Genomic DNA, 23,933 nt, shown 5'->3' on the forward strand with positions numbered 1-23,933 from the left:
CGACCTTCCAGACCAGCCCCACAGAACCGTCACCGATGTCCTGAGACATGAAGTGTTACCGATGTCCTGATGCAGAACTGTCACCTATCTGCTGAGACATCACACCCCGCTAGAGAATGGACGTATGCTACCTACGATAGTTGCAGTTATCTGATCTGCTTCGGAGGCGGCGATGCATGGCGGCGTGATCTTGTTCCGGGACTCCGGCGCGGACGCGCGCCGCTACCTGGAGTCGGATCGCTCGCGCGCCGATGACTACTACCTAGAGGGCGGGACTGCTTTAGCGGAGTTCACTGCGGTCGATGGCAGCGGCGTGGTGATCGGTGAGGGTGCGCTGACGGCTGATGAGTATGCGCAGTGGGTGGACTGGGTGAACCCGCTCACAAGCGAGTCGATGGGCACTCCCCGTCTGCCAGGGGACGGCCGCCGGGGTTCGCCGCGGTTCGCGGAGATGGTTGTGAACGTGCCGAAGTCGCTGTCGATCGCGGCAGCCGTGCACCCGGAGGTCTCGGAGGCGCTGGACGTCGCGCAGCGGGATGCGATGCGAGAGATCCGCTCGTGGCTGGGCCAGCACAGTGTGACGAGGGTCGGGCCGCGCGGGCGGCAGGAGGTGGTGCCGGTCGAGCAGCTGGAGACGGTCGCCGTCTCCCACAAGACTTCCCGCGCCGGTGACCCGCACCGACACATCCACTTCCAGATCGGCACCCGAGTCTGGGCGGCCGGCGCTTGGCGGGGACTCGACACCGGCGCTCTGTTCAAGCAGCAGGGCGCGATCCGGGCCCTGGGCACCGCGGTCATCACCGCGCACCCGCAGCTCGCCCAGGTGCTCGATGTCCACGGCCTGACACTCGACCCGGTGACCGGAGAAGTCGCGGAGTTGCAGCCGTTCAACGCGGTGATGTCGAAGCGTGCCGCGCAGGTGGAGCGCAACCTGGCGATGTTCGAGGCGCAATGGGAGCAGGCGCACCCGGGCGAGGAACCGGGCCCGGTGGTGCGGGCCCGGCTGCAAGCCAAGGCGTGGGATCACGAGCGACCGCACAAGAAGCCCTCCCGGCTGGGCAGTGAGGCCGGCTGGTGCGCCGAGCTCGAGGACGCCGGCTGGCGACCGGACCTGCCACGGGTTGCGGTGCGGCCCGCGGTGTCGCTCGACGACGTGAGCGTGCAACAGCTCGCGTCGCGCGCCCTCGATCGTTGCGCGGCCGGCGCCTCGGCCTGGACGGTGCACACCATCCAGGAGCACGCCACGCGCCTCCTCACCGAGGCCGCGGTGTGCGCCGCCCCGGCCGAGTTGCGTGACCTCGTGACGCTGGCGACCCGGCTTGCGGCGCAGGATTGCCTCTCGGTGCTGCCGCCCGGCGCACCGACGCCGGAGCATGTTGCGCATCTGACCTCGTTGCACGTCATCGCCATCGAGACGCAGCTGCGCGGCCGGTTCGCAACACGCGCAACCGCCGCCAGCGATGCAACCCCGGAACCGATGCGGCTGTTGCACGCCGGCGGCCTGGACGCCGAGCAGGCGCAGGCCGCCGCGGTGATCGCCGGCACCGACCCGCTCGTGGTGGTCGAAGGGGCGGCCGGGGCAGGCAAGACCACGATGCTCGGCGCCGCGATCGCCACCGCTGCACGTCACGGACGGGCGGTGCGGGTAGTGACGCCGACGAAGCAGGCCGCTGACGTCGCCGCGACCGAGCTCGGAGTGCCCACTGACTCGGTCGCGAAGCTTGTCCACGAGTACGGCTGGCGGTGGAACGCGGACGGTGTCTGGTCCCGGCTCGCCCCTGGCGACGCCGACCCCACCACGGGTGCGACTTATACCGGACCGTCCGCGGCCGCGCAGCTCGTCACGGGCGAGCGGGTCGTGGTCGACGAGGTCGGGATGCTCGACCAGGACACCGCCCTGGCCCTGCTGAGCGTCGCCGACGAGACCGGCGCGTCCCTGGCGCTGGTCGGGGACCGGGCGCAGCTGGCCGCAGTCGGCCGCGGCGGCGTCCTGGACATCGCCGCGCAGCTCGCGGGTCGCGTCTACGACATGACCACCGTCCACCGCTTCACCGACCCCGACTACGCCGCCCTCACCGTGCAGCTGCGCCGCGGCGAGCACCCGGCCGCCCTGTTCGACCGGCTCCAAGAGCTTGGGCTGATCGTCCTCCACGGCAGCGTCGAGGACGCCCAGGACGCCATCGCCGGCGATGCGCACGGCGGGGAGGCGATCACGGTGGGGACCAACGACGACGCCCGTGACCTCAACGAACGCATCCGCATCCGCCGAGTGAGCGCCGGCCTCGTCGACGATGAGCGCACGACGTTCGGCAGCGACGGCCTGCCGATCGGGGCCGGGGATGTGATCCAGACCCGCCGCAACGACGCCGACGTGCAGGTCGCCAACCGGCAGACCTGGACCGTGCAGGCCGTCGGACAGGACGGGACCGTGTGGGCCAGCGAGCAGGCAACGGGGCGGAAACGGCAGCGCACCGTGCGCCTGCCCGCCGAGTACGTCACCGAGCACACCCACCTCGCCTACGCATCCACCGCCTACGGCGTCCAGGGCACCACCGTCCCCGCCTCGCACGCGCTCCTGTCCGACGCGCTCGACGCCTCCGGCGTCTACGTCGGCCTCACCCGAGGCCGCGACACGAACCGACTCCACATCGTCGCCGCCGGCCTCGACGACGCCCGCGAGCAGTTCACTCTCGCGCTCGACCGCGACCGCGCCGACCGCGGCCTGACCGTCGCCACCCAGGCCGCCCACGACGCCATCGCGGGCCTGGCCGCTGACGGGCCGGTCCGATACGTGAACATCGAGCGCACCCGACTGGCCCAGCGCCTCGAGCGCGCCGACCACGAAGCCGACAAGTGGCAGCGCATCGTCACCGCGCTGGACGACCAGGCCCGGCGCCACCGCACCGAGTTCGACGAGCAGCACGCGATCACGACCACGGCGGAGGCAGCGGCGTCGCAGGTGCGTGCCGAGGTGATCGGACCACTGATCGGGCAGGCCACCGCCGACGGGACCGCCTACTTGACCGCACGGCAGCAGGTGTGGGCCGCCTCTGACGCCCAGCGGAGCGCGCGCGGGCTGCGCAAGCGCGCCGCGGCGCGCGCTCTCAGCGCCGCGACCGCCGAGCAGCACACCATCGAGACCGCCGCACGGCAGCGCTGGGACCGACTCCCCGAGACACCGGCCGGCGTGCCGGCATGGGCCGCCTTGGTCGCCGAGACCGAGGCCGGCACCGACCCGCGCGTGACCGAGGGACAAGGGCGCGCCGACGACGCCCTACAGGACGAGCGGCGCCTCGCCGCCCGGCACGCGTCGGAGCGCGCGGAGCTTCGCGGACGCCTGGACGGTGAGCCGACACCGCGCACCGCGCGCGCCCAGGCGACGAGTTGGCGGGATCGCGCCGAAGCGCTCCGCCGCGACCTGACCGCGATCCAGACCCTGCCGCCGGCCCAGGCCGCGACGCTGCTGCGCACCCGTGCTGCCCAGGAGCAGGCCCGGCGCGAAGCGGCCGAGCACGCCCTGGCCGAACGCACGGCCCGCGCCGCGCAGCTCCACGACGTCACCCAGCGTGAGCCGGACCGGGGGCCGCTGCCACCCGGCCGCGGCCTCGGCCGGTAACCGGCCTACCATCGGGGCATGGCCGATCGCAGCACGCGGCGCATCGTCACCGTTCCCGACGTGGTGGGACTGCCGTTCCACGTCGGCCGCGACGCCGCGCGCGATGCCGGAGTGACGCTGGCGAACCCGGACCCTGACGGGCCGCCGATCGGCGCGCTGGCATGGCCCGGCCTCTACTACATCGTCTCGCAGGAACCAGCACCCGGCGTGCAGTTACACGAACATGACTCGGTGCGCGTCCAGATCATCAAGCACGGCGATGACGGCGACCGGGAGCCTGCGGTCCCGCTGCCGGTGCTGCCGGTCGACGCCGCGCATGCGACGCCCGAGACCGAGCAGCACGTCGATCTGGCCGATGACGAGGCGGCGCGTGATGCGCGAGATCCGGCTCGCGAACGAGCACAGCATCGGCTTCCGATCTGGGTCGAGCACGGTCTCGTTGATGCTGCCGGCCACCCGGTAAGCGCGCAGCTCAGCACCCACCTGCGCGCATGGGCTTCGGCATTCAACGACCCTTCGACCCCTTCGACTAGAGCAGCAAGGTGTTGGCTCGGTTTGCCTGGATGGTGATCTCGCGGAGCCCACTCACCGGCGGGGAGCGGGAAGGGTGCTGATGAGGCCGTTGGCGGCGGCTGCGGGCTGCTCGGGGTGGTCGACGGTGATCGCGATGGCACCGCCGGTGCGGCGGGTGATCACGATGCCGGGGCCGCGACGTGCGACGTAGGCAATGCCGGCGGGTCCGACGCGGTACCCCCAGCCGCCCCAGCTGGCCGGGTTGATGGTGTCTGCGGTGACGGTGTCGATGTTCGCGAGCTTGACGCGGATCAGGGGCACGCGCAGCAGCACGGAGACGAGGCGGATGCCGCGCTGGTCGACGGTCAACCGCACCGGTGCGATCAGGAGTGCCGAGAGTGTGGCGAGGAACAGCACGATGACGGCGGTCCACGTCCCGCCCTGCCGGGTGACGAGCGCGAGGACAAGCGTTCCCAGGAAAATCGCGGCAAGCAGACCGATCGCGGACTCCAGGCTGCGGCTGATGATGACGCCGGACCAGGCCACGCGCTCCCCGTCGGCTACCGGGAGGTGTGGGCGCACCGCCTGCCGGGTGCTCGGAGCGGGAGCGGCCGGCAGCAGCAGATAGATGCCCGCGCCGACGACGACGGCACCGATCAGCAGCAGCAGCTTGAATCCCAGGACGGCGTCTTCCGGGCGGTCGGCGGCGGCGGTCGCCCAGGCCGGGCCCGCCCACGCGAATGCGGTGAGCCCGCCGACGACCGTGGCGATCGCCGCCCACACCCGAGACCAGGCGGCCCGGCGCACGAGGACGATCCCGATGACCGCGACGACGAACAGCACCACGGTGATCGATGTATAGACCCAGAACGATCCCCAGGTCGAGGCGAACCCGTCCGGCCGGGCCGAGCCGCCGGACCAGTGCGAGGCCATCTTCGACCCGAGATGCGGGGCAAGGGTGATCGCCGCGGCAGCGAGGCCCGCCGGCGGCAGGACCGCAAGGATCCCCGCGCCGACCTCACGAACCGCCCAGTAGCCACTCCGCACGCTTCCCCCACTCATCGTGTTCACGCCATCCCCCTGATCAACGACGACAGCTCCGCCGAGCTGAGGCCCGCGGATGCGGCCTCAGAGACCAACGCCGCCGCCGACTCCAGCACGGACCGCACCTCCGGCAGATTCCCGTCCACGACGACTGCCCCGCGCCCGCGGCGCAGATCGATCACCCCCGCCTCCCGCAACGCGTCATAGGCCCGCAGCACCGTATGCATGTTCACACCCAACGACGCCGCCAACTCCCGCGCGGCAGGAAGACGCTCACCACGCGTGATCTCCCCCCGGGCGACACCCATGCGAACCTGCGCGGCGATCTGCTCGGCGAACGTCGCCGGCGACGCCTCAGACAACCGGATCAGCATAGTTCGCACACTATGCGAATAACAGGTGCTGCTCAACCCTGACCCTCATGGGAAGAGCCGCGGGGGGCGCGGAGGAGGGTGTCTCCCGCAACGGTCGCGCATATCGTGGCAGGATGCACACCTTCGGCGGGGCCCTGATCGGGCTCGGCGTTGCGCTCGGTGTCCTGGGGCTCATCTGGTGGTTCGTCATCTCCGCCCGCCGTGCACGGTCCGAGGCGCCGGGAATCGCCGACGTCGCGATCAGGGACGGCGTGCTGGTCGTCACCCCCCGGGGCGCCTGGAAGGTCTTGGCCTTGGCAGGACACATCGAGATCCCGTTGCGCAACATTGTCGGCTGCCACCCGGACCCCGATCCCTGCTCCTCTCACCCGGTGAGCCTGCGGGTCGGCGGGACCGGAGTTTTAGGGAGAATCCGGGCCGGTTACATGCGCGGCAGCGGGGAACGATCATGGTGGCTGTACCGGTATGGAGACCACGCGGTGGTCATCGACGTGGCGGACAACCCGTTGAGCTACCTCGTCATCGAAGTCGACGACCCCGACGCGACTACCGAGATGGTGAGACGAGCCGCGGCCACGGTAGCCTGAGCGGTCCGGTGCTGCCCTGGGTGAGAGTCCGCGAGACCGGACCGAAGTCGAACTACCCGCTGAGGAACAAGCCCAGCCCGCTCCCAAAGCTGAAACTGTGCAGCTCGACACACGCGGAGCCAGAGCCTCGAACGCGGGCGCTGTGGCCCCTAGCGCGACGGGAAGCCGGGCGCGTGGCCCGCGGCTCGGGACTTTTCACGGTGGCTCTGGGAGAATGGGAATCGAGCGAGGGAGGCGGCCATGGTGTTTCAGGGCGAGGTGCTGCCGATCGCTGCGCTTCTGGAGCGTGCCCGAACGGCCTCCTCTGTGACGCCGGGTGCCGGCATCGGCGTGCGCCACACGGCCGCCGGCAATGCGGCCCGCTGCGCCGCGCTCCTGACTGCTGGCGACACTGTCGAGGCGGCTTGGCGCTTCGGCATCCTCCAGACCCTTGACGATTACACCTCGACTTTCCGCCGCGGCGGGGCTGCGCTCGCCAGCGGCGTCTTCGCCGACGAGCCTGCATATACCGGTTCTGTGCAGGTCGACGCGGCGTTCGCGGCGCTGGCCGACTACCTTGCAGAGCGCGATGGCTGGCAGGTGCCTACCTGGGCGCTGGACCCGACACGCCGAACGAGCCGATGGTTCCCAGCCGTGCCGGCCATCTTCAAGACCGAGGCCCAACAGGAAAGCCCGCGGGCCTTCCGGCAGCGCGGCATCTTCATTACCGGGCGGTCTCTGGCCAGGGCATGAGCGAACGCGGCGCAGAACTCGATGCCGCAGGCGTGCGCGCCCTGTTTCAGGAGCTCTCCGAGCGACTCGCCCTGACGGGGACGCACGCGCAGCTCTTCGTCGTCGGAGGGGCGGCCATGGCACTCGCCTACGAGCCGGGGCGCCTTACGCGCGATGTGGACGCTTTGTTCATCCCGGCACCCCAGGTCCGGCAGGCCGCCGAGGCGATCGGCGCCGAGCATGGGCTGGAACCAGACTGGCTCAACGACGCCGCGAAGGGATTCCTGCCCGGCCCGGACGAGCACCCGGTCACCGTGTTCGAGTCCGAGTCGCTGTTAGTGCAGGTCGCCTCACCCGAGTACCTGCTGGCGATGAAGCTGCACGCCTCCCGCGACGAACGTGATCTCGACGACGCCGCCACCCTGTTCCAGCGAGCCGGCTACACGACCGCAGAGGAAGGCGTCGAGCTGCTCATGCGCATCTACCCGCCCGGTCTCCTATTGCCAAGACATCGCTACATCGTGCAGGACGTTGCCGAGCGAGCCGCCGCACAAGAGCGCGGGCCGCAGGTAGATCCGCGCCTGATACAGGCGCTGGAAGCGCGCAGGTCCAAGCTCTCGCCACCCGAGTCGTTCGGTCTCGGCTCAGGCGGTCCGGACGGCTACGAGCCACCCGTGATCGGACGCTGAAGCGCTCACCCCAAGGACACGCCGAGACAGGCTCCTCACCACGGTGTCGCAGCTTCGGTGACTGTGGCGCTGTTGAATCGCGGTCGAGAATCGCGATCTCGTCTGGCCGGGGTCGTGGTTTTCAGACGGCCAGAGAGGCTCCCCAACGCCCCGGCCACGCATGCGAGCACTGCGCCATAGCTTGCCCTCGCGTTCTTCGGTCCCTGGTACGAGTTCTTGTGGCGGCTGGGTGACACGCTGATGCTGATCAGGGTCCGTCTCGTCAGGGCGTCAATCGTTGTTCGTCTGATTTGTGGACGTCGTGGATCTGGCGCCTCCGAGAGCCGAGTCGAGCAGCCTCACAGACTTACTTCATGACATCTGACGCGACGTCTAGTGTCTTCTTGGCGACGAGCCAGTCATTGAGTTCAGTGAGGTCCAGCGGCTGCGTCGGCGGCAGGCTAGTGTCCGCGGGCGAGATGTCCATAGCGTGATCGATGCTCCTCGCTCGGTCTACCGGCTCGTATCTGGCGAGGGCGTCGCGGAGCTATTCATGGATGCTGATGGCTCCGGGCTTGGTGTTGCTGCCGCGTCAGGTGAGGTCGGGAGCAGTGGCTGCACCTGAGTGAACGGTGCGGTCACACTCGAGCTGCCATCCGACTGCAGGGGGTAGACCTGCCAGGCGGTGACGCCGTCGGCGCGCTGGCTCGGCTCCAGGGTCAACGTCTGACCGTTCGCGGTGGTCCCATCGAATGTGGTGTTCGCGTCCGGATCGGGGTTGGTTTGCAGGGCGTGGCCGTCCTGATCGAAGAGTCGCACGTCTGAGAGGGGCTTTCCGTCGGCGCCGTAGGCGTAGATGTTGTAGACCTCGTTCCCGTTGTCATAGAGCCCCTGCGGGACGATGGATGAACTCGAGGCCGAGTTGACCTCTGCCGCCGTCTCCGTGCCATTGATCGCGGCGTAGCAGACCGGGATGAACGCGAGGACCGTGCCGATGCTCGAAGCGATCAAGAGAACACGCAGCCAACGCCACGGCAGCCACCTCCCGCGGCCCCACTGCACGCTGACCAGCACGCACGCGAGGAGGAGCACCCACCCGGCGAGCTTCGTCGAGCCGACCAGCTGCGGATCGATGGGAACGACGCCAGTACTGCGTCCGGTGGCGACGAGGATCACGACCTGGTAGACGGTCCAGCCGCGCAGCACCCACCACACCGGCCTGAGTGCCACGAGAAGATCCAGCAGCCACGCCCCGGCCGGGTTGGCACGCACCCCCTTCACGCCTGCTGCAAGGAGCCGCGCGATCTCCTCTCCAACGAAACGTCTTTCGGTGCTGGGCCCACCGCGGGGCGGCAGACCGGCGGCACTGCGCAGCTCCTCGGCGTAGGCGACCGGGTCCCCGAACGTGCTCGTCCCACCGGACTCTTCTGCCCGCTCGACGAGATCCGCCTCAAGCCCGTCGGTGAGCTCGTCGATCTCGTCTGTCGGAAGGTCTGAGAGCGCTTCCCGCACGGCGGCCGCGAACGCTCCTGCGGACTCTCGCGTGGCACCAGCGACGATCATGATCACTTCTCCCCCACCGCGCGAGCACGCACGGCCGCCGGCCGCGGCGCAGTGATCAACCGGGACACGGTCTGCGAGAAACGCCCCCAGGTCTCCACCTGCTGTGTCAGCAGAGCCCGACCTTCGGAGTTGATCCCGTAGTACTTGCGATGCGGGCCGTCATCCGACGGCACCACATACGTCGAGAGCGCACCAGCCGAGTAGAGCCGCCGCAGCGTGCCGTATACCGACGCGTCTCCGATGTCGTCGAACCCCGCATCCCGTAGGCGCCGCACGACGTCATACCCATACCCGTCTTCCTCCTGGATGACAGCGAGCACCGCCATGTCCAGCACCCCCTTCAACAGCTGCGTGGAATCCATCGGACCTCCCGTCCTCTCCACCACACACTACTACGCACACCGTATTACCGCGCAAGACGCAAACGATGTCGGTGTCCTCATGTAGACGCCAAGGCGAGAAGGACGACGCCGGCGAAGCCGGCAGGACCGCACCAGAGGATTCAGCGGCCGCGGCCGACCACCAGCACGTCGCCGACCTCGCAGTCGAGCACGTCGCAGATCGCTTCCAGGGTGCTGAACCGGATGGCCTTCGCGCGATCGTTCTTGAGCACGGACAGGTTGACCACGCTCACGCCTGCGCGGGCCGATAACTCGGCGAGCGTCATCCCGCGCTCGCTCAGCAGCTCGCCAAGCCTGCAGTGAACCGCGCTCATCTAAACGAGGCCGTCGCTGTCGGCCCGGTACGCCGCCCCCACTCGGAAGACGGCGGCGAGGCCGACCAGGGCCATTGCGACGTAGACCGGCCACAGAGTGAGAACGCTGACGTCCGAGGACGAGAAGAACGCGCCGTCCGGCGTCTTCGGTGCGCCCATCATCACCTCGGTGACCATCGCGGACGCGATCCCATGCAAGATGGTTCCCAACTCGAACCCGACAAGCACCACCCCGGCGAGCCACAGCAGCGCGACCTGCGAGGAGCGAGCAAAAGGAGCACCGGCGGCGACCCGGCTCATCAGCACAAGCAGGCATGCGGCTATTCCGGCGCCCGTGAGGGTCCCCACCACGTCTCCCGCGGTGCGGCTGATGATCGCGGCCGCCGGAATGTTCGCTACCGTCCCGGCCACCTGCGTGAACATCGCGGTGCTCCCCGGCACGAGATACGGCCCACCGGCGAAGTGGTTGCCCGAGGGCTGGACCACTGGGAACGCCGGGTCCCACGACCAGGCGATCCCCGCTACCCGGTGCCGAAGATCCGAGACCAGTCCCGCGACCGAACTCGACAGCTCGATGGCCGCGACAACCAGATACGCGGCAGACACCCAGAACACGAACCGCAGTGCGCCCGACTTGTGCAGCGGCTGAGCCGCATCTTCAACAGCATCCACACGAAGACCATATCGATATTCGATATGTCCGTCCAGACGCCTGCGCACCTTCTCGATGCTCGCCGACAGGTGCCACAACGCACTTGGATACCGCGCGCACCGACAGTGACCCCGAGGAAACCCGCAAGGACCGCTACTGCGTCGACAAACAGAACCGCGACCGCGGCCAGAGAGGGCGACCAACGCCACACGTGCCCCATTCCCACGGGTACTGAAGCATGCGCACTCCCCCCGGCAACGATGAGCACGGAGGCCACAAGGTTAGACGCCGTCGACCGGCGACCGACTCAGCTGGTGCATTCGGACAGCTTGCGCAGCTGCGTTCGGAGCACGTTGCGTTGCCGCAGCGCCCGCGCACACGGGACCGCGAGGATCAGAGTGGCCGGCAGCAGGATGTTCCGGGGCCCCCAGACGGTCTCGGCGAGCCACGCGCCAATCAGGTATGCCGCGACCACAGCCCCGAAAGTCGCAGCCACAAGAGCACCCCAGTCGAGTGCAGCCTCGTTCACAGCCGTCGACCGAGCGGGCGTCGCCGTGCGATACACGGCGCGCGCACGACGCCGATCGTGTGGAGAGCTCCTCCAATACCTCACGAGTGCCAGTGTGCCTTCGCCCGGCCGTTAGCGCCAGAAGCACACAGTCACCTGCCGCACGACCTGAGCGTGTCGCCGGGCGTGACGAACTGCGGCAGGGCCGGCATGGGGACACGCGAACACATCCCGCAGGCTGGTGTCCATCATGTCGTTGTGGAACACCACTCGCACGTCGCTGTTCACGGGGCGGTGTTCACTGGCCGTGCACGTCACACGGCTCGGCCCGCAGACCTGCGTGGGTGGGTTTTGGCACGAATGGCCCGGTCCTGACACTGCATCAGTAGAAGGGTGATGCAGTGGGTCTTGGAGACATGGATGATCCCGCGCTGGTCGCGGAGGCCCGATCGGGTGCGGTCGAGGCGTTCGAGGTCATCTACCGGCGGCACGCGCCGGTCGTGATGCGGTTCGCGTGGGCCAAGCTCGGCGATCGTCCGACCGCCGAGGACGTGCTGCAAGACACGTTCATCCTCGCGTGGCGCAAGCGGCGCGAGATGCCGCAAGTCGAGTCCTCGCTGCTGCCGTGGCTGCTGGCGATCGCCGCGAACCACGCGCGTAACGCCTCCCGCCACCGCACGCGCTGCGCCACCGTGCCCCTGGATGAGAACCACCCGGACGTGGCCAGCGGGCCGGTCGAAGTGGCCGCGATCGCCGAAGCCCTCGGTGCCCTGTCTCCGACTGAGCGGCGCATCTGCCACCTGTGTCTCATCGAGGGCTACAGCTACCGCGAGGCTGCAGCCCAGCTCGGCATCACAGAGGGCGCAGTGCGCAAGCGACTGCAGCGGGCCCGCGCGAGCCTGCGCGAGTCCCTGAACGACAACGACTGAAAGACAAGGAGAGCGAGCATGAACGAGTTTCTCGACGACGAGCTGATCACCGAGAGCGTCGCGCGCGTCCAGCCGCGCGTCTTCAACCGGCTCAGCCCGCACCCCACGCCGCGACGGCGCAGGCTGAGCTGGGCGGCACTGAGCGCGGCCGCTCTCATGGTGTTCGGCGGGGGTCTGGTCGCCGGCGCCGCCTACGCCAGCACCCGCCCGCAACCTCCGGCGATCCCGGCAGGGCTCCTGCGCGTGGACTGCACCGGCATTCTCAGCCAGACCGCTGGTGCTCACCAGTACTTCGACACGAGCACCAACACGCTGCCATCCGCGCCGGGCGTCACCCTGCAAGCAGACGTGAAAGCGGACCCCGATGTCGTGTGCACCGGCGGCGTACCCGGACTCCTCGCCGCGTTCGAGAAAGAACTGCCGACCCTTGCGAACACCGGGCGGTACTGCGGAACCATCCAGGTCCCCGGATACCCGAAAGCCTGGTACGTCTCCCCGAACCCCAAGCTCACCATGAACTCCACCAACGGGGGCGAGCACTACTCGGCGACCACCAGCTTCATCAGCAGCAGCTACCCCTGGCCCGCCGCAATCGCCGGCGCCACCTGCGACAACACCATCACGCTGCCGCCGCTACAACCGACGCCCGGGTCGCTGGTCACCTGCGAGGCCGCACCCAACCACGCCGTCGTCTACCTCGACACCACGAACATCGGCGCAGCCGCGCTGTGCGCCGCAAACAGCTACAGCCCCTGGAAGAGCTGACAGACCCCAGTCGACGTGCCCACTCCGTCACGTCCGTCATCCGCGAACAGCCGAAAGGAAGCCGCCCATGAACGTCTCACCCTCCGACGTTCACCTCCCGCCGACACAGCCGCTCGACCTGACCGAACTCAACGACCGGCTCATCCGAGACAGCACCGCGCCGCAACCACCAACCGCGCCGCCACGCGACCGCATCCACAGCACAGAAGACGGCGGCGAGGGCCCTGGCCCGGCATAGGCCGCCTGATCGGACGCCGGGATCAAACAACATCGAGGAAGCAGCAGCTTCATCAAGCAAGGGGCCTACCAGCCAGCAGCGCTCTCGGCCCGCAGTGCTCTGAGCCGCGGTCCGATCACCACGTCATGCCGAAGCCCGCGAAGCTCGTCTCCTGTGATCGCCGCGCCGCGCGACGCAGCTAACCGAGCGATGGTCGCCCAGTGACCGTCAGCGATCTGCTCCGCCGTCCAACCGTCATATGCGGCATCGGGTCCCACGACCATGCGCGCGGTGGCCTCGATTTCTGCGATCGGAACCCCAGCCCACCCGGCCGCCGGGAGCGATGACGACCAGCCTCGGTCGTCGAGGAGGAGCACGCGACGGCCATCATCAAGCTCGAGCTCGAGTCGCGCGGCCACCGAGACATGCGCCGGCGTCCAGCGTGGGTCGAGCTCAGCGAAGGTCACGAGACGCGACATGGAAGGAAGTCTTGCACCGGTGCACCCTTACCCGATCTCTCGCCATCCGTCCGGCAGCTTTGCGATTCCCCACGCCGGGTCCGGCAACCAGTCATCCCAGTCGGCATCGAACGGCCAGCCGCCATTTCGTGCGATCGTGCTCAGCTGCTCGCCGGCGCTGCGGGCACGTGCAGCGAACGCCTCGTCGACGGGACCGATGTCCAGGAGATCGAGCTCACCTTTGCCCTTTCGGCATCCGCCGGATCTCGTCGGCAGTCGCCCGCCGCCTTGCTTAACTCAACGCGGATCACCTCTGAGCGCCGTCCAGCGCGGCGAGAATCATGTCGGTTAGGTCGACCGACTGGGTGGGCGGGAGCTGCACGTCCGCGGGTGTGATGGTGGTCGTGGCGTTCATCGGCGGACCTCCGTGGCGCTGTCTACATGGGTGTGGATGGTGAGTGCGGCGGCGAGCAGTTCGCGTGCTCGTGCGTACCGGGACCTGGCGGTGGACGCAGGGATTCCCATGAGTTGCGCTGCCTCGCTGATGGTGAAGCCGTCGCCGACGATCAGCCGTACGAGCTCGGCGAGTTCATCCGGGAGCGTCGCTAGTGCGGCTCTCGTGTCCAGGTATGTGTTCGTCTGCTCGCTGTGGTCGCCTGCGGACTTGAGCTGCACCGACGCCTTCAACCTCTCGGTCGCAGCATCCCGAGCGTCGGTGCTTCTGCGGTGGTTTCGGAGCGTGTTCTTGACGACGCCGAACAGCCACATGCGCGCCTGCTCGGGGTCACCGGGGAGGGATCGCACCTTGCGCCAGGCGATGAGCATGGCGTCGCTGATCACGTCTGCGGCGTCTTCACGCGGGACGATGCGTCGCTCAGCGTACGCTAAGAGGTCGGCGGCGCTCGCCTCGAACGCTTCGCGCATCCGTGCTTCGGCGGCGGTGCGGTCGCGTCTCACTTGCGGCCCGGTTCGCAGTTGATGGCGCCGTCCTCGATCGTGACGAGTGCCGGATTGTCGTGCTTGCCGCGCAAGAAGTCGGCGAGCTCCTGCTCGGCATACTCCGCTGCGGCCCGGCTGCTGCTCGCGGAGCTGACGCCGGCTGCGGCCTGCGCCTGCGCGGCGCCGCTCAGCTCCTGCGACTGCGCGGCAGCCCGAGCCGAGCTCTGAGGTGCGGGAACGGCCGGCATCGGTGAGTGGGCAGGGATGACCGTGGCGAGTACGTCGTGAGCGTTCAGCCACGATTGCCCGTCAGCGAGCGCCCGTTGCGTGGCCGCACTGCTTGGAGAGACCCCCGGAGCTACGTCCAGTTGGGGCGCGCACGTGATGGCATTCGTGGGCTCTGCGGACGCCGCCGTCAGTGACGGAAACACCGGCGGGAGGATGCCCGCACCGCGCAGCATTCCTTGCCCGCCCGGGCTTGCCACTGCAGCGCCGGTGCCGCCGCAGAGCAGGACCGCGAGTGACGCGCCGGTGAGCCAGCGTGCCCGGCGCCGGCGGCGGGATCGGAGGGCCGCGGTGCGTGCGTGCTCGCTGATCTGTCGCAACAGCTCGAGTTCATCTGCTGCGAGCGGAGTCGCCCTCAACCCGTCTCGCAGCAGCGTGTCCAGATCGTCCATGGCCGCCCCTTCCGGTGTGCCCTCACCTCATACCTGTGCGCCCGGCTCGCCGATGACGACAGAGGCAAGAGATTTCTTCGCGAGAGCGCTCCCAGGCCCCTGTCCATCACGAATCCGCGGCAACGCGCTACTGCGCGGTCGGGGCGTCCTGGAGGTAGGTGAGGTCGAGCGGCTCTGCTGGCGGCAGACCCAAGTTTTCCCACTCGCTGGGCTCTTGCATGCGCACCGTGGTCACCCGCCGATGGGCAGGTCTGGGACGCGACGCGTGATTCTCCGCCGCGACACGCGCATGGCGACGATCGCAATCACGGCTGCGGCCAGATATCCCAGCGCGAGAGGCGCCCACATGAGCGGCGATTCGCTTCCCACCTCAGGGCCCGGGGCGTAGGCGGCCCATGGCAGGGTGCACAGCACGATGATCGCTGCGAGGCTCCGCCGCCGGGCGACGGCCAGGACGAGAGCCGCGACGAGACCGAGAACTGCGGCAATCCAGGCGACTGGCGGCCCGATGATCACCATGAAGAACAGGGAGTCCGTAGTCGTCGAGGTCCCATCGGCGAAGTCGTGCAGGGTCCACGCACCGGAGACGTGGGAGGCGAGGAACAGCGCTGCCTCCCACAGCACGCTGCCGAGCAGCACGTATCCCCGCCGCGGACGCGCGCCGGGCAACGCGAGGAGCGCGAGCAGCGCGGCGAACAGCGGCGGAGTTGCCCGTAGCTCCTGGAAGCCACCGACACCGAAGTGGGCCATCCACGTGACCACGAGGCCCGCAACGACCGTCGCTGCCAGGACGCTGCGGTATAGCCAGGCGGGTCCGAACATGCACGTGATCCACGCGAGGACGGCGAACGCCGCGACGATCACCATCGGGGTGAGGAACGGACCGAACGTGAACCGCACAGAGCCGCCGAAATCCGCTGAGACCCGTGCGAACCAGTGCGCCCGGGTCGACGCTGCCCAGGGCGCCCACTCGAACACGAGGCCGATCACGAGGCCGTAGATACCGAGGAGCGGGAGCATGACCGCGGCGACACCGTCGCGCACCCGCGACGGCACCACGAGGTCCATGCGCGACGCGATGCCGCCTGCGACAAGCGCCGCCTTGTCGCGCGAAGCAAGCCGGTCACGGCCCTCAGCATCCGCGACATCGAGATAGGTGCCGAGCATCGCCGCCCCGCTGTCCGCGCGCCAGCTCGACGGGTACCACCTCGACCAGCGCCGGAACTCGGCGCTCAGCTGCCGGCTCATGCCGCACCGCCCGCGATCGCCGCCGCCCGACGCAGGGCCAAGCGTTCCCGGGTGACCTTGGCCTGCGCTTCCATGCGCTCGGCCTCGCGGCGCAGCGCCTCCGCACCGGCGTCGGTCAGCGCGAAGAAGCGCCGCAGGCGCCCGTCGGCGATCTCATCTCCGGCGCGCTCGACCAGGCCGTCTTTCTCTAGCCGGTCCAGCGACGCGTAGAGCGAGCTCACCTTCAGAACGACGCGGCCGTCGCTGAGCTGCTCGGCCTCTTTGAGGATCGCGTAGCCGTGACGCCGACCACCAGCCAGCACTCCGAGAATCGAGAGCGCGGGATCGCGCAGTTCATTCGATGCCATGTGCCGAGAGTATTCTATTTCATAGAATATCACAATGTCTGACGACAGCGAGTCACGCCCAGCATCCTGAGCATCGACCGATACCGGTAACGTGAGCGCATGGAGCCGCTCCGTTCCCGAGTCGCCGCGTGGTTGCGGCGCTGGTGGGTCGCGGTGGCCGGCGCCATTCTCGTCGTCGCCGGGGTCGTGGTCTTCCAAACGGCGGGGTGGACGATTCCCCGCGGCACCGCGACGTATACGAGCGCTACACCCTTTGTGGCGGTCGCGTTCCTCAGCCCGAGATACGTGCTCCTTCAACACGTGGGCGAAACGCTGATGCTGCTCGGCGCAGCCGCGATCGCGACATCCGTCGTCGTTCGCGTAATCCGCGCGCGTCGTGGGCCGCGATCTTCAACGGGCTGAAGTGAGCATGAAGCTCGACATCGACGAGTCACAGAGGACAAACAAGCGGGCCCCGCGAACGTGGCGCGCGCCGGTCGCACGCCGGTCGAGTCTTGTCGCGGCTGCCGTCTGGGCGGTCGCTTCCGCCATTCTCACGTGCTACTGGATCAGGACCCCGGGCGTCATCTGGGGCCCAGTCGCCGCGATCAGCGCGGCCGCCATCACCCTGCCGGCCGGCGTTGTGGCTGCGATCACCACGTCGTTGTTGGCTCGCTACCCGACGCAGCCGATGAGGCTGATGATCATGGCCGCCGGGCTCGTGACGGCAGTCGCCGCGTGCTTCGCCGCCTACATCGGACTGTTCGCCGTGGCGGCCCTGGTCGGGTGACGGCGGGGCTCGTGAACTTAACCGGGCTGATCGCGGAAGTACAGGTGTGAGCACAGATCGAGACATCGTGATCGGTTCCCTGACGGAGCCGGCGATGTTCGGGCTGTTGTTCCACCGGCACTCGGATCGCATCTTCCGATATGCGGCCAAGCGCGTCGGGAGAGATGCCGCGGACGACATCATGTCGGAGACCTTCGTCGTCGCCTTCCACCGACGTGCCCGCTTCGATCGGGCACACGAGGACGCAGCGCCGTGGCTCTTCGGCGTCGCGACGATGCTCATCCGCCGGCACCGCGCCGCCGAAGCGCGCAGTCTGCGCCTTTTGGAAGCGTCGACGAGTGCGTTCGTCGCGAGCGACGACCCTGGGCCGGACGTTGGCGACCGGCTTGATGCCGCCCGTGAGCTGCGCGCCCTGGCCGATGCGATCGCTGCCCTGGCGACCCGCGATCGGGACACCCTGCTCCTCTACGCGTGGGCCGATCTCGACTACGAAGGCGTCGCCAGGGCACTCGGGATACCGATCGGAACAGTGCGATCGCGCCTGAACCGGGTGCGCCGAAAACTCGCGGTCGCCGCGCCAAGAGCAGAGATCAGCAACCGGGCGAGGGAGGGACGAGATGGACGTATTGGAGAAGGTGCGCACTCTGCGCTCTGACGTGGAGCCGCCGACCCCGACGCCGACCGCGGCCGCTCTCGCACGGTTGCAGCAGGCCATCGCCGGCGAGCAGCACCACCCGCAGATGAGACGGCGCCCGCGCCTCCGCACGAGGTGGACGGTCGCGCTCACCGCAGTCGCAGCCGTGGCAGCCGGCGTCCTGGTCGCCGCGTCCATCGTCGGCATCGACCCGGCCGCCACCCGAGCCCACCGCGGCGGACTCGGCGTCGCCATACCGCCAGCGAACGCGGCAGAAGTGCTCACCAGCGCAGCCAAGCTCGCCGACACATCCGTCCCGGCCGCACCCGCCCCGGGCCAATATCTTCGTGTCGAGACGGACACGGCGACACTGCGAACGGCAGGCCCCGGCACCGACGGCCAGTTCCGGCGCGGCTCCACCGCCTCCTGGATCAGCCACAGTACGCAGGTGGTCTACGTTCCCGCCAACCGATCGGACACCTGGATCGAGGACGACAACGCCACCCCAGTGACGACCTCCGACGAACACGGAACGGACATTCGCTCCGCGATCGCCGAAGCCAAGAAAACCGACCCAAAAGACGCTTACACGCAGTCCGTCCAGTACCTGCCGCGCGGGCTCTTTCCCGTTACCGGAGCGCCCGGCAACCGCACGTTCAGCCTCGGAACACCAGCCGGAGCGAACGTCGAGATCTCCACGATCCCGACCGACCCGGCCAAGCTCCTCGCCTTCTACCAGCACCAGCTCGCCCCAGCCGGCTACGGAAACACGACAGACCCGCAACTCCTCGCCTTCGACAACGAGATGGCATTCGACCAGATCGCCGCAGACCTCAACTCCGACCTCCTCCCAGCGCCGCTGCGCGCAGCAGCATTCAAAGCAATCGCCCTCATCCCCGGAGTGAAGCTCCTCACCACGACGAACACCACATCCACGGTGGAACTGGCGGGAACCCAGAACGAGTACCAGATCACCATCAACACCTCAACCGGCCTCGTCACCCGCCTCGACGCGTTCCTCGACGAGCCCGACGGCGCCACGCAGACCATCGGTGTCGTCCCAGCCGGCACACCGACGATCTCAACAACCGTGACGACATCGATCGTCAAACAGCTGCCGCCAGCCCTTCGGGCAGGCCTTGCGAAGGCCAGCAGATGAACGCCGAACCCGCAACGCCCGACAATCAGGACCAGCTGATCACGCCGAGCGCCATCACCCTGCCACCCACGCGCTCGCTCGACTTCACCCACATCATCGAAGCCGCAGGTGCTTCAAGGCGTCGCCGCGCGGTACACGGCGCGAGCGACGCCGACCCTCTGGCGAGCTCATTGACTACCGCATGAGCGCCAGTGTGGCCTCGGCCGACAGATGCCGCCAGCGCGTTGAGCCACGGGCTGCGCGACCCGAACGCGTTGGCCGGCCTGACGGCTCGCGTGAGCGCGGGCGCGGGGCTTCGCGGACCACTCCTCGCTGAAAGGTCCGGCCTCGTGTTGTTCCAGCACGTAGCGTTGCCTGCGTGAAAGAGCAGGCCCTCGCCGCGGTTGCCCGGGAGTACTTCGCGTTGCCGGCGTCTGACGTGTCGTGGCCGAATCCGCATCCTGATCGACGGTCGGTGCTGGATGAGGAGTATTCGCGGGTGACGAACCCGCCGCGATATCGGATCGTGGGTGCCCGGGCTATCGCGTGGGAACGGGCACTCGTCGGTCTTGGCCTGGCGACGGTCGAGCCGGCTGAGGTGCCGGGCAGATGGTTTGTGCCGCGCGCTGCGACGGCGTCGCGGCTCGTGCCGACGACGGTAGGCGCGCTGCCTCTGATCGTGGTGCGCGGCGAGGTCCAGGGGACGCCCGACGCCGTGATCACGGTCGGCGTCGGCGCACGGGAGCCGATCTACCTGGGCATGGAACCGGATTGCGGATGCGACGCGTGCGACAGCGGTTCCGCAGATCTCCTCGCGGCGATCGATGAGCGGTACCTGACCGTGGTCGCTGGGAATTTCGTGCACGCGACAGGACGCGGCTGGAGCGCGCACACGAACCACAACGGGTGGGAGGGCAATGGTCGCACTCCTGCCGGAATCGAGCTGACCTTCTCCAATGCCCTGGCGGGCCGCCCCGTGAAGGTGCCGGTCATCACGGGCACTGCATGGTGGCCGGTGTGAGACTCGTCAAACTCTAACGAACGACCGAACCCGCCGCGAGGCGCCAAGAATCCGAATCGCCGAGCAACGGTCGAGCACGCATCGCGATGCGGCACCTACCGCCGCGGGGAGGCCAGCACAAGACGCCGCCGCTTACGCCGCTTGGCGGTTTTCAGGAAACACCGCCAAGTGACCCCCAGGTGACCCCGAGCCTCCCGAGGGTGTAGTTTCGGGCCGATTCTGGCGTGTGAGGAGTGCAACACGTGCACCGAACATAGCGGTCGACTTCCCTGTCGACACAAGGGACTCCGCCGTCTACCAGACGGTGCAGCCCCGGAGTCACCGCATAGTCCGGTCGAGTGCACCACCCTGCTAAGGTGGAGTCCCCTTCTTGGGGACCAAGGGTTCAAATCCCTTCGTCTCCGCCACAATTCACGTGTGGCCCCAGCACGTGACGTCTGAGCTTCCGGTCGCGAGATGGGCGGCGAATGCGGGTCAAAGGTCTGTCCGGGCTCACGCGAGACACCTCGCAGCTCGACGTCACTCCGGTCGAGCTGTTCTTCGATCTCGTCTACGTCTTCGCGGTCAGCCAACTGTCTGCGCACCTGCTCGAGAATCCGAACTGGCCAGGCGTCGCGCAGACGGCGATCCTTTACCTCGCCGTGTTCACCGTGTGGTCGCACACGAGCTGGGCGATCACACTGACCGACGTGGGGCGTGCGCCGGTGTGGTGGATGCTGCTGATCACGATGTGGCTGGGCCTGCTCATGAACACCTCGATCAGTCGCGCATTCAGCACGGCCGGGTGGGCCTTCGCACTGGTCTTCGTGATCCTGCAGATCGGTCGCAACGTCTGGCTCATCGTGATCCCACTCGATCCAGTGGTGCGCGCGCACTTCCGCCGGTACCTCGTCTGGGTACTGGCGACCGCGCCGCTGTGGATCGTCGGCGGCTTCCTCTCAGGTCGCGTCCGCCTCGTCCTCTGGGCGATCGCGGCCCTCGTCGACCTCGCGGGATCGCTGGCTGCCCACCCGCTTCCGGGCAGACGATTCGTCTCGCGCGGCGTCGCGTTCGCCGGGGAGCATCTGCTGGAGCGCACCCGCCTGTTCTTTCTGATCGCGCTGGGCGAGACCGTCCTGACGACGGGGACAGCCGTCGTCAGCGCAGGATCGTCGCCGCTCAGCCTCCTCAGCGGAACCCTTGCGCTCGCCGGATCGGTCGCGTTGTGGTGGCTGTACTTCCATCGCGTGGAAGGCGAGGCCCAGCGAACATTACGCAGCTCACAGGATCCGCAGCTGCTCGGGCGGTACACGATCTATGCCCTCATGGTCGGCGTGTGGAGCCTCATCCTGATCGCCGTCGCCGACGAGCGTGTCATCGCTCATCCGCTGGGAGACGCCGGGCTCGTGACCAACCTGATGCTCTTCGGCGGACCGATCCTCTTCCTCGCCGCGCAGGGCTGCTATGTCTGGATCACGACCGGGAAGCTGTGGCGAACCAGGCCTGTCGGCGCGATCGCCCTCGCCGCGGTCGGCGCGCTCACCATCTTCGCCGACCAGCTGACAGCGCTGACCGCGGTGACCGTCGTGCTGATCCTGCTGGCGATCGTCGACGGCCACGCCGGTCGGGCCTCGGCCGACGACACGGAAGAGGCGCCGGCTGCGACACGGAGGTAGTTTGCCCGCATGGATCAGCGGCAACGCGACTGGCTCCTCGATTCCGATCCTGCGCTGCGCTGGCAGGTCGAGCGCGACCTCGTCGGCGCGGCCGACGACGTCTGGGAGGCGACCCGCGCGCGCGTGGCCGCTGAGGGCTTCGGCGCGAGACTGCTCGCTCTGCAGGACCCAGACGGCCAGTGGGCGGGCGGCGCGTTCTTCCCCGCCGACTTCGACTTCCACGGGCCCGAGACGGCGCCCGGCGCGGGACAGCCGTGGACTGCGACCACCTGGTCGCTGAACGCGCTGCGGGAATGGGGCGTTCCGGCATCCGTTCTCGGCGACACCGCCGCCCGCCTGGCGGAGAACAGCCATTGGGAGTACGACGGCGCGCCCTACTGGCAGGGCGAGGTCGACTGCTGCATCAACGCCTGGACGCTGATGAACGGCGCGTGGCTCGGCGTTGTCGTGCGTCACCTCGCCTCATGGTTCGTCGAGCACCAAATGCCTGATGGCGGGTGGAACTGCGAGTGGGTCGACGGGGCGACGCGCTCATCGGTGGCCTCGACGCTGAACACGCTCGAGGGCCTGCTCTTCTACGAGCGGGCCGGCCATGGGTCGGCCGAGATCACCGAGGCACGGCACGCCGGTGAGGAATACCTGCTCTCCCGGCGCCTGATGTACCGCCTCTCGGACGGATCGCTGATCGCACCGTGGGTCACGCGGCTCGCGTACCCGTTCCGCCACTTCTACAGCACGCTGCACGCGCTCGACTACTTTCGGGCTGCCGCTCTGTTTGACGGGACCGCGCCTGATGCCCAGCTGGACGACGCAATCGCGTCGGTGCGCAGCGCACCCTCGGAGGGCGCGCGATGGCTGCAGGGCCGGCGCCACCCGGGGCGCGTCTGGTTCGAGGTCGACGTCGATGCCGGCGAGCCGTCGAAGTGGCTGACGTTCTACGCCGAACGCGTCCTCACGTGGTGGGACGGCCGGTAGGTCACTGGTTCCGTCCGGGCGGTCACCCGACGAGTGCCGTCACGATCTGCTGGGCGATGGCCGTGGCGGGCTGATCAGTCGTGTCGATGACCAGTTCGCCGGCGAAGCCGGCCCGGTCCAGAACCCGCGCCAGTTCGGGGTGACGCCGCGCGTGCCACCGAAGTGCCGCCTCATCGTCGGTGTGTCGCCTGGTCAATCGCGACAGCACCGCGTCCGCGTCCGCCGTCAGTCGAACATGCAGCAGAGTCCTGGACCCTAGAGCGGCCTTACTGCGCTGCAGTTCCTCGACCGTCTCGACGACGGTGGCGACGACCAGCACGTGCGCGCCGGCACGCCGGAAGTTCGACGCGACGGACTGCAGGTTCTCCAGCCCCAGCGCCGTCCGGAACGGATCGTCCTGCGGCGCCGGCCACGATCGGCGCAGCCAGTCGACGTCGATGACCGCGCCGGGAATGCCGAGCTGCTCGAGGGCGACACCGACTCCCTCGGCGGCAGTCGTCTTTCCGGTGCCGACGCTGCCGTTGATCAGCACGGTGTCGAACATCGCAGTGGGCACCGCCCAACAGTAGCGGCCGCCGGCCGCGTGACCCGGCAGCCGGTTCGAGGTCGAACGCCCGAAGCTGCCGGTATGAGCCGCCCTAGCTCGCGGGGCGGTCGCCCAGACGCGTGAGCAGCTCCTCCAGCTCGTCGAGCTGCGCCTCCAGTGCGCGGTCGAGCCGCTCGTCGGACGTGAACGTCTCGTCCTCCGCGATGCGCTGCGCCACCCACGGAATCTCGACGTTCGACGTCACACCCAGCATCGCGAAGTTCGAGAGCACCACCTGCAGAGCGACGGTCGCCCGCGTGCCGCCCGACAGGCCGCCGTAGCTCACGATGCCGACGGGCTTGCCGTGCCACTCGTGGTACAGGTAGTCCAGCGCGTTCTTGAGCGCGCCCGAGATGCTGTGGTTGTACTCGGGCGTGACGATGACGAATCCGTCGGCCGCGCCCGCAGTCTCGCTCCACCGCTTCGTGTGCTCGAACTGGTAGTCATGCAGCCGCGGGTGGTTCGGCTCGTTCATGATCGGCAGGTCCAGCTCGCGCAGGTCCGCGACCTCGATCGTGAGGGACGCACGGGACCGTGCGTGACCGAGAACCCAATCGGCGACCGCTCCCCCGACGCGGGTCGGCCTGACGCTCGCGACGATGACAAGAAGTGTGCTCACGCGCT

30 protein-coding genes and 1 tRNA gene are annotated in these 23,933 nt (G+C 68.6%); 17 read left to right on the forward strand and 14 right to left on the reverse strand.

Features of this window, described 5'->3' with window-relative positions:
- Positions 1 to 184: 184 nt before the first annotated feature.
- Together mobF and ACFOYW_RS00460 are read left to right on the forward strand one after the other, a co-directional pair.
- Complete coding sequence (gene mobF / locus ACFOYW_RS00455; RefSeq protein ID WP_390226576.1) at positions 185 to 3,616, forward strand: MobF family relaxase; 3,432 nt, start codon at positions 185 to 187, stop codon at positions 3,614 to 3,616.
- Between the two features lie 18 nt (positions 3,617 to 3,634).
- Positions 3,635 to 4,186 (forward strand): PASTA domain-containing protein, encoded by a 552-nt coding sequence (locus tag ACFOYW_RS00460; protein WP_390226577.1) that lies wholly within the window; start codon positions 3,635 to 3,637, stop codon positions 4,184 to 4,186.
- 15 nt (positions 4,187 to 4,201) lie between these two features.
- Here the strand turns inward: ACFOYW_RS00460 and ACFOYW_RS00465 are convergent, their stop codons facing one another.
- Both ACFOYW_RS00465 and ACFOYW_RS00470 read right to left on the reverse strand, forming a co-directional pair.
- On the reverse strand, positions 4,202 to 5,200 hold the full coding sequence (locus tag ACFOYW_RS00465) for a hypothetical protein (RefSeq protein ID WP_390226578.1): 999 nt from the start codon (positions 5,198 to 5,200) through the stop codon (positions 4,202 to 4,204).
- Positions 5,197 to 5,547 carry a GntR family transcriptional regulator gene (locus ACFOYW_RS00470; protein WP_390226580.1) on the reverse strand — a complete coding sequence of 117 codons (351 nt, stop codon included), beginning with the start codon at positions 5,545 to 5,547 and terminating at the stop codon, positions 5,197 to 5,199. Before ACFOYW_RS00470 ends, ACFOYW_RS00465 begins: the two co-directional genes overlap by 4 nt.
- 113 nt (positions 5,548 to 5,660) lie before the next feature.
- Between ACFOYW_RS00470 and ACFOYW_RS00475 the strand changes: the two genes are divergently transcribed.
- The 3 genes from ACFOYW_RS00475 (at position 5,661) to ACFOYW_RS00485 (ending at position 7,534) form a co-directional block, all read left to right on the forward strand.
- Positions 5,661 to 6,134, forward strand: coding sequence for a hypothetical protein (locus ACFOYW_RS00475; protein ID WP_390226581.1), 474 nt, complete (start codon positions 5,661 to 5,663; stop codon positions 6,132 to 6,134).
- Positions 6,135 to 6,374: 240 nt separating this feature from the next.
- Positions 6,375 to 6,866: a hypothetical protein gene (locus ACFOYW_RS00480; protein WP_390226582.1), complete on the forward strand. Its 492-nt coding sequence runs from the start codon at positions 6,375 to 6,377 to the stop codon at positions 6,864 to 6,866.
- The gene (locus tag ACFOYW_RS00485) at positions 6,863 to 7,534 is read left to right on the forward strand and encodes a DUF6036 family nucleotidyltransferase (RefSeq protein ID WP_390226584.1); all 672 of its coding nucleotides are present in this window, start codon (positions 6,863 to 6,865) and stop codon (positions 7,532 to 7,534) included. Before ACFOYW_RS00480 ends, ACFOYW_RS00485 begins: the two co-directional genes overlap by 4 nt.
- 492 nt (positions 7,535 to 8,026) lie before the next feature.
- Here the strand turns inward: ACFOYW_RS00485 and ACFOYW_RS00490 are convergent, their stop codons facing one another.
- From ACFOYW_RS00490 to ACFOYW_RS00510, 5 genes are all read right to left on the reverse strand, one after another.
- The gene (locus ACFOYW_RS00490) at positions 8,027 to 9,076 is read right to left on the reverse strand and encodes a hypothetical protein (protein ID WP_390226585.1); all 1,050 of its coding nucleotides are present in this window, start codon (positions 9,074 to 9,076) and stop codon (positions 8,027 to 8,029) included.
- Between the two features lie 2 nt (positions 9,077 to 9,078).
- Positions 9,079 to 9,438, reverse strand: coding sequence for a PadR family transcriptional regulator (locus ACFOYW_RS00495; RefSeq protein ID WP_390226587.1), 360 nt, complete (start codon positions 9,436 to 9,438; stop codon positions 9,079 to 9,081).
- A gap of 140 nt (positions 9,439 to 9,578) precedes the next feature.
- Complete coding sequence (locus tag ACFOYW_RS00500) at positions 9,579 to 9,791, reverse strand: helix-turn-helix domain-containing protein (protein WP_390226588.1); 213 nt, start codon at positions 9,789 to 9,791, stop codon at positions 9,579 to 9,581.
- On the reverse strand, positions 9,792 to 10,463 hold the full coding sequence (locus ACFOYW_RS00505) for a hypothetical protein (protein WP_390226589.1): 672 nt from the start codon (positions 10,461 to 10,463) through the stop codon (positions 9,792 to 9,794). It abuts the gene before it with no gap.
- Between the two features lie 287 nt (positions 10,464 to 10,750).
- Positions 10,751 to 10,972: a hypothetical protein gene (locus ACFOYW_RS00510; RefSeq protein WP_390226590.1), complete on the reverse strand. Its 222-nt coding sequence runs from the start codon at positions 10,970 to 10,972 to the stop codon at positions 10,751 to 10,753.
- A gap of 395 nt (positions 10,973 to 11,367) precedes the next feature.
- Between ACFOYW_RS00510 and ACFOYW_RS00515 the strand changes: the two genes are divergently transcribed.
- From ACFOYW_RS00515 to ACFOYW_RS00525, 3 genes are all read left to right on the forward strand, one after another.
- Positions 11,368 to 11,880, forward strand: a complete 513-nt coding sequence (locus ACFOYW_RS00515; RefSeq protein ID WP_390226591.1) for an RNA polymerase sigma factor — start codon at positions 11,368 to 11,370, stop codon at positions 11,878 to 11,880.
- Positions 11,881 to 11,898: 18 nt separating this feature from the next.
- Positions 11,899 to 12,645 carry a hypothetical protein gene (locus ACFOYW_RS00520; protein WP_390226592.1) on the forward strand — a complete coding sequence of 249 codons (747 nt, stop codon included), beginning with the start codon at positions 11,899 to 11,901 and terminating at the stop codon, positions 12,643 to 12,645.
- A gap of 67 nt (positions 12,646 to 12,712) precedes the next feature.
- On the forward strand, positions 12,713 to 12,883 hold the full coding sequence (locus tag ACFOYW_RS00525; RefSeq protein ID WP_390226593.1) for a hypothetical protein: 171 nt from the start codon (positions 12,713 to 12,715) through the stop codon (positions 12,881 to 12,883).
- Positions 12,884 to 12,948: 65 nt separating this feature from the next.
- Here ACFOYW_RS00525 and ACFOYW_RS00530 read toward each other — a convergent pair whose 3' ends face one another.
- The 5 genes from ACFOYW_RS00530 to ACFOYW_RS00550 form a co-directional block, all read right to left on the reverse strand.
- On the reverse strand, positions 12,949 to 13,341 hold the full coding sequence (locus ACFOYW_RS00530; RefSeq protein WP_390226594.1) for a hypothetical protein: 393 nt from the start codon (positions 13,339 to 13,341) through the stop codon (positions 12,949 to 12,951).
- A gap of 390 nt (positions 13,342 to 13,731) precedes the next feature.
- On the reverse strand, positions 13,732 to 14,277 hold the full coding sequence (locus ACFOYW_RS00535) for an RNA polymerase sigma factor (RefSeq protein WP_390226595.1): 546 nt from the start codon (positions 14,275 to 14,277) through the stop codon (positions 13,732 to 13,734).
- Positions 14,274 to 14,936 carry a hypothetical protein gene (locus tag ACFOYW_RS00540; protein ID WP_390226596.1) on the reverse strand — a complete coding sequence of 221 codons (663 nt, stop codon included), beginning with the start codon at positions 14,934 to 14,936 and terminating at the stop codon, positions 14,274 to 14,276. The genes ACFOYW_RS00535 and ACFOYW_RS00540 overlap by 4 nt, the downstream gene beginning before the upstream one ends.
- A 231-nt stretch (positions 14,937 to 15,167) precedes the next feature.
- A complete protein-coding gene (locus ACFOYW_RS00545) occupies positions 15,168 to 16,184 on the reverse strand; it encodes a hypothetical protein (protein ID WP_390226597.1) in 1,017 nt (338 codons plus the stop codon).
- Positions 16,181 to 16,531: a PadR family transcriptional regulator gene (locus ACFOYW_RS00550; RefSeq protein WP_390226598.1), complete on the reverse strand. Its 351-nt coding sequence runs from the start codon at positions 16,529 to 16,531 to the stop codon at positions 16,181 to 16,183. Before ACFOYW_RS00550 ends, ACFOYW_RS00545 begins: the two co-directional genes overlap by 4 nt.
- 99 nt (positions 16,532 to 16,630) lie before the next feature.
- On the opposite strand from ACFOYW_RS00550, the gene ACFOYW_RS00555 reads away from it, so the two are divergent.
- The 9 genes from ACFOYW_RS00555 to ACFOYW_RS00595 all read left to right on the forward strand — a co-directional run bounded on the left by ACFOYW_RS00555 (position 16,631) and on the right by ACFOYW_RS00595 (position 22,723).
- Positions 16,631 to 16,933 carry a hypothetical protein gene (locus ACFOYW_RS00555; RefSeq protein ID WP_390226599.1) on the forward strand — a complete coding sequence of 101 codons (303 nt, stop codon included), beginning with the start codon at positions 16,631 to 16,633 and terminating at the stop codon, positions 16,931 to 16,933.
- Position 16,934: 1 nt separating this feature from the next.
- Positions 16,935 to 17,300, forward strand: a complete 366-nt coding sequence (locus ACFOYW_RS00560; RefSeq protein WP_390226600.1) for a hypothetical protein — start codon at positions 16,935 to 16,937, stop codon at positions 17,298 to 17,300.
- A gap of 46 nt (positions 17,301 to 17,346) precedes the next feature.
- Positions 17,347 to 17,955, forward strand: a complete 609-nt coding sequence (locus ACFOYW_RS00565) for an RNA polymerase sigma factor (protein ID WP_390226601.1) — start codon at positions 17,347 to 17,349, stop codon at positions 17,953 to 17,955.
- The gene (locus ACFOYW_RS00570) at positions 17,918 to 19,093 is read left to right on the forward strand and encodes a hypothetical protein (protein ID WP_390226602.1); all 1,176 of its coding nucleotides are present in this window, start codon (positions 17,918 to 17,920) and stop codon (positions 19,091 to 19,093) included. Before ACFOYW_RS00565 ends, ACFOYW_RS00570 begins: the two co-directional genes overlap by 38 nt.
- The gene (locus ACFOYW_RS00575; protein WP_390226603.1) at positions 19,090 to 19,278 is read left to right on the forward strand and encodes a hypothetical protein; all 189 of its coding nucleotides are present in this window, start codon (positions 19,090 to 19,092) and stop codon (positions 19,276 to 19,278) included. Before ACFOYW_RS00570 ends, ACFOYW_RS00575 begins: the two co-directional genes overlap by 4 nt.
- A gap of 173 nt (positions 19,279 to 19,451) precedes the next feature.
- Complete coding sequence (locus ACFOYW_RS00580; protein ID WP_390226605.1) at positions 19,452 to 20,093, forward strand: DUF6226 family protein; 642 nt, start codon at positions 19,452 to 19,454, stop codon at positions 20,091 to 20,093.
- Between the two features lie 314 nt (positions 20,094 to 20,407).
- Positions 20,408 to 20,500: transfer RNA gene (locus tag ACFOYW_RS00585), tRNA-Ser, on the forward strand.
- A 60-nt stretch (positions 20,501 to 20,560) separates the two neighbouring features.
- The gene (locus ACFOYW_RS00590; protein WP_390226606.1) at positions 20,561 to 21,748 is read left to right on the forward strand and encodes a low temperature requirement protein A; all 1,188 of its coding nucleotides are present in this window, start codon (positions 20,561 to 20,563) and stop codon (positions 21,746 to 21,748) included.
- A 9-nt stretch (positions 21,749 to 21,757) separates the two neighbouring features.
- A complete protein-coding gene (locus ACFOYW_RS00595; protein WP_390226607.1) occupies positions 21,758 to 22,723 on the forward strand; it encodes a squalene cyclase in 966 nt (321 codons plus the stop codon).
- 22 nt (positions 22,724 to 22,745) lie between these two features.
- Here the strand turns inward: ACFOYW_RS00595 and ACFOYW_RS00600 are convergent, their stop codons facing one another.
- A complete protein-coding gene (locus ACFOYW_RS00600) occupies positions 22,746 to 23,279 on the reverse strand; it encodes an AAA family ATPase (protein WP_390226608.1) in 534 nt (177 codons plus the stop codon).
- Between the two features lie 82 nt (positions 23,280 to 23,361).
- Positions 23,362 to 23,928, reverse strand: a complete 567-nt coding sequence (locus tag ACFOYW_RS00605; RefSeq protein ID WP_390226609.1) for an NADPH-dependent FMN reductase — start codon at positions 23,926 to 23,928, stop codon at positions 23,362 to 23,364.
- Between the last annotated feature and the right edge of the window lie 5 nt (positions 23,929 to 23,933).

The sequence above is a fragment of the Gryllotalpicola reticulitermitis genome (assembly GCF_042651345.1).
Taxonomy (GTDB): Bacteria; Actinomycetota; Actinomycetes; order Actinomycetales; family Microbacteriaceae; genus Gryllotalpicola; species Gryllotalpicola reticulitermitis.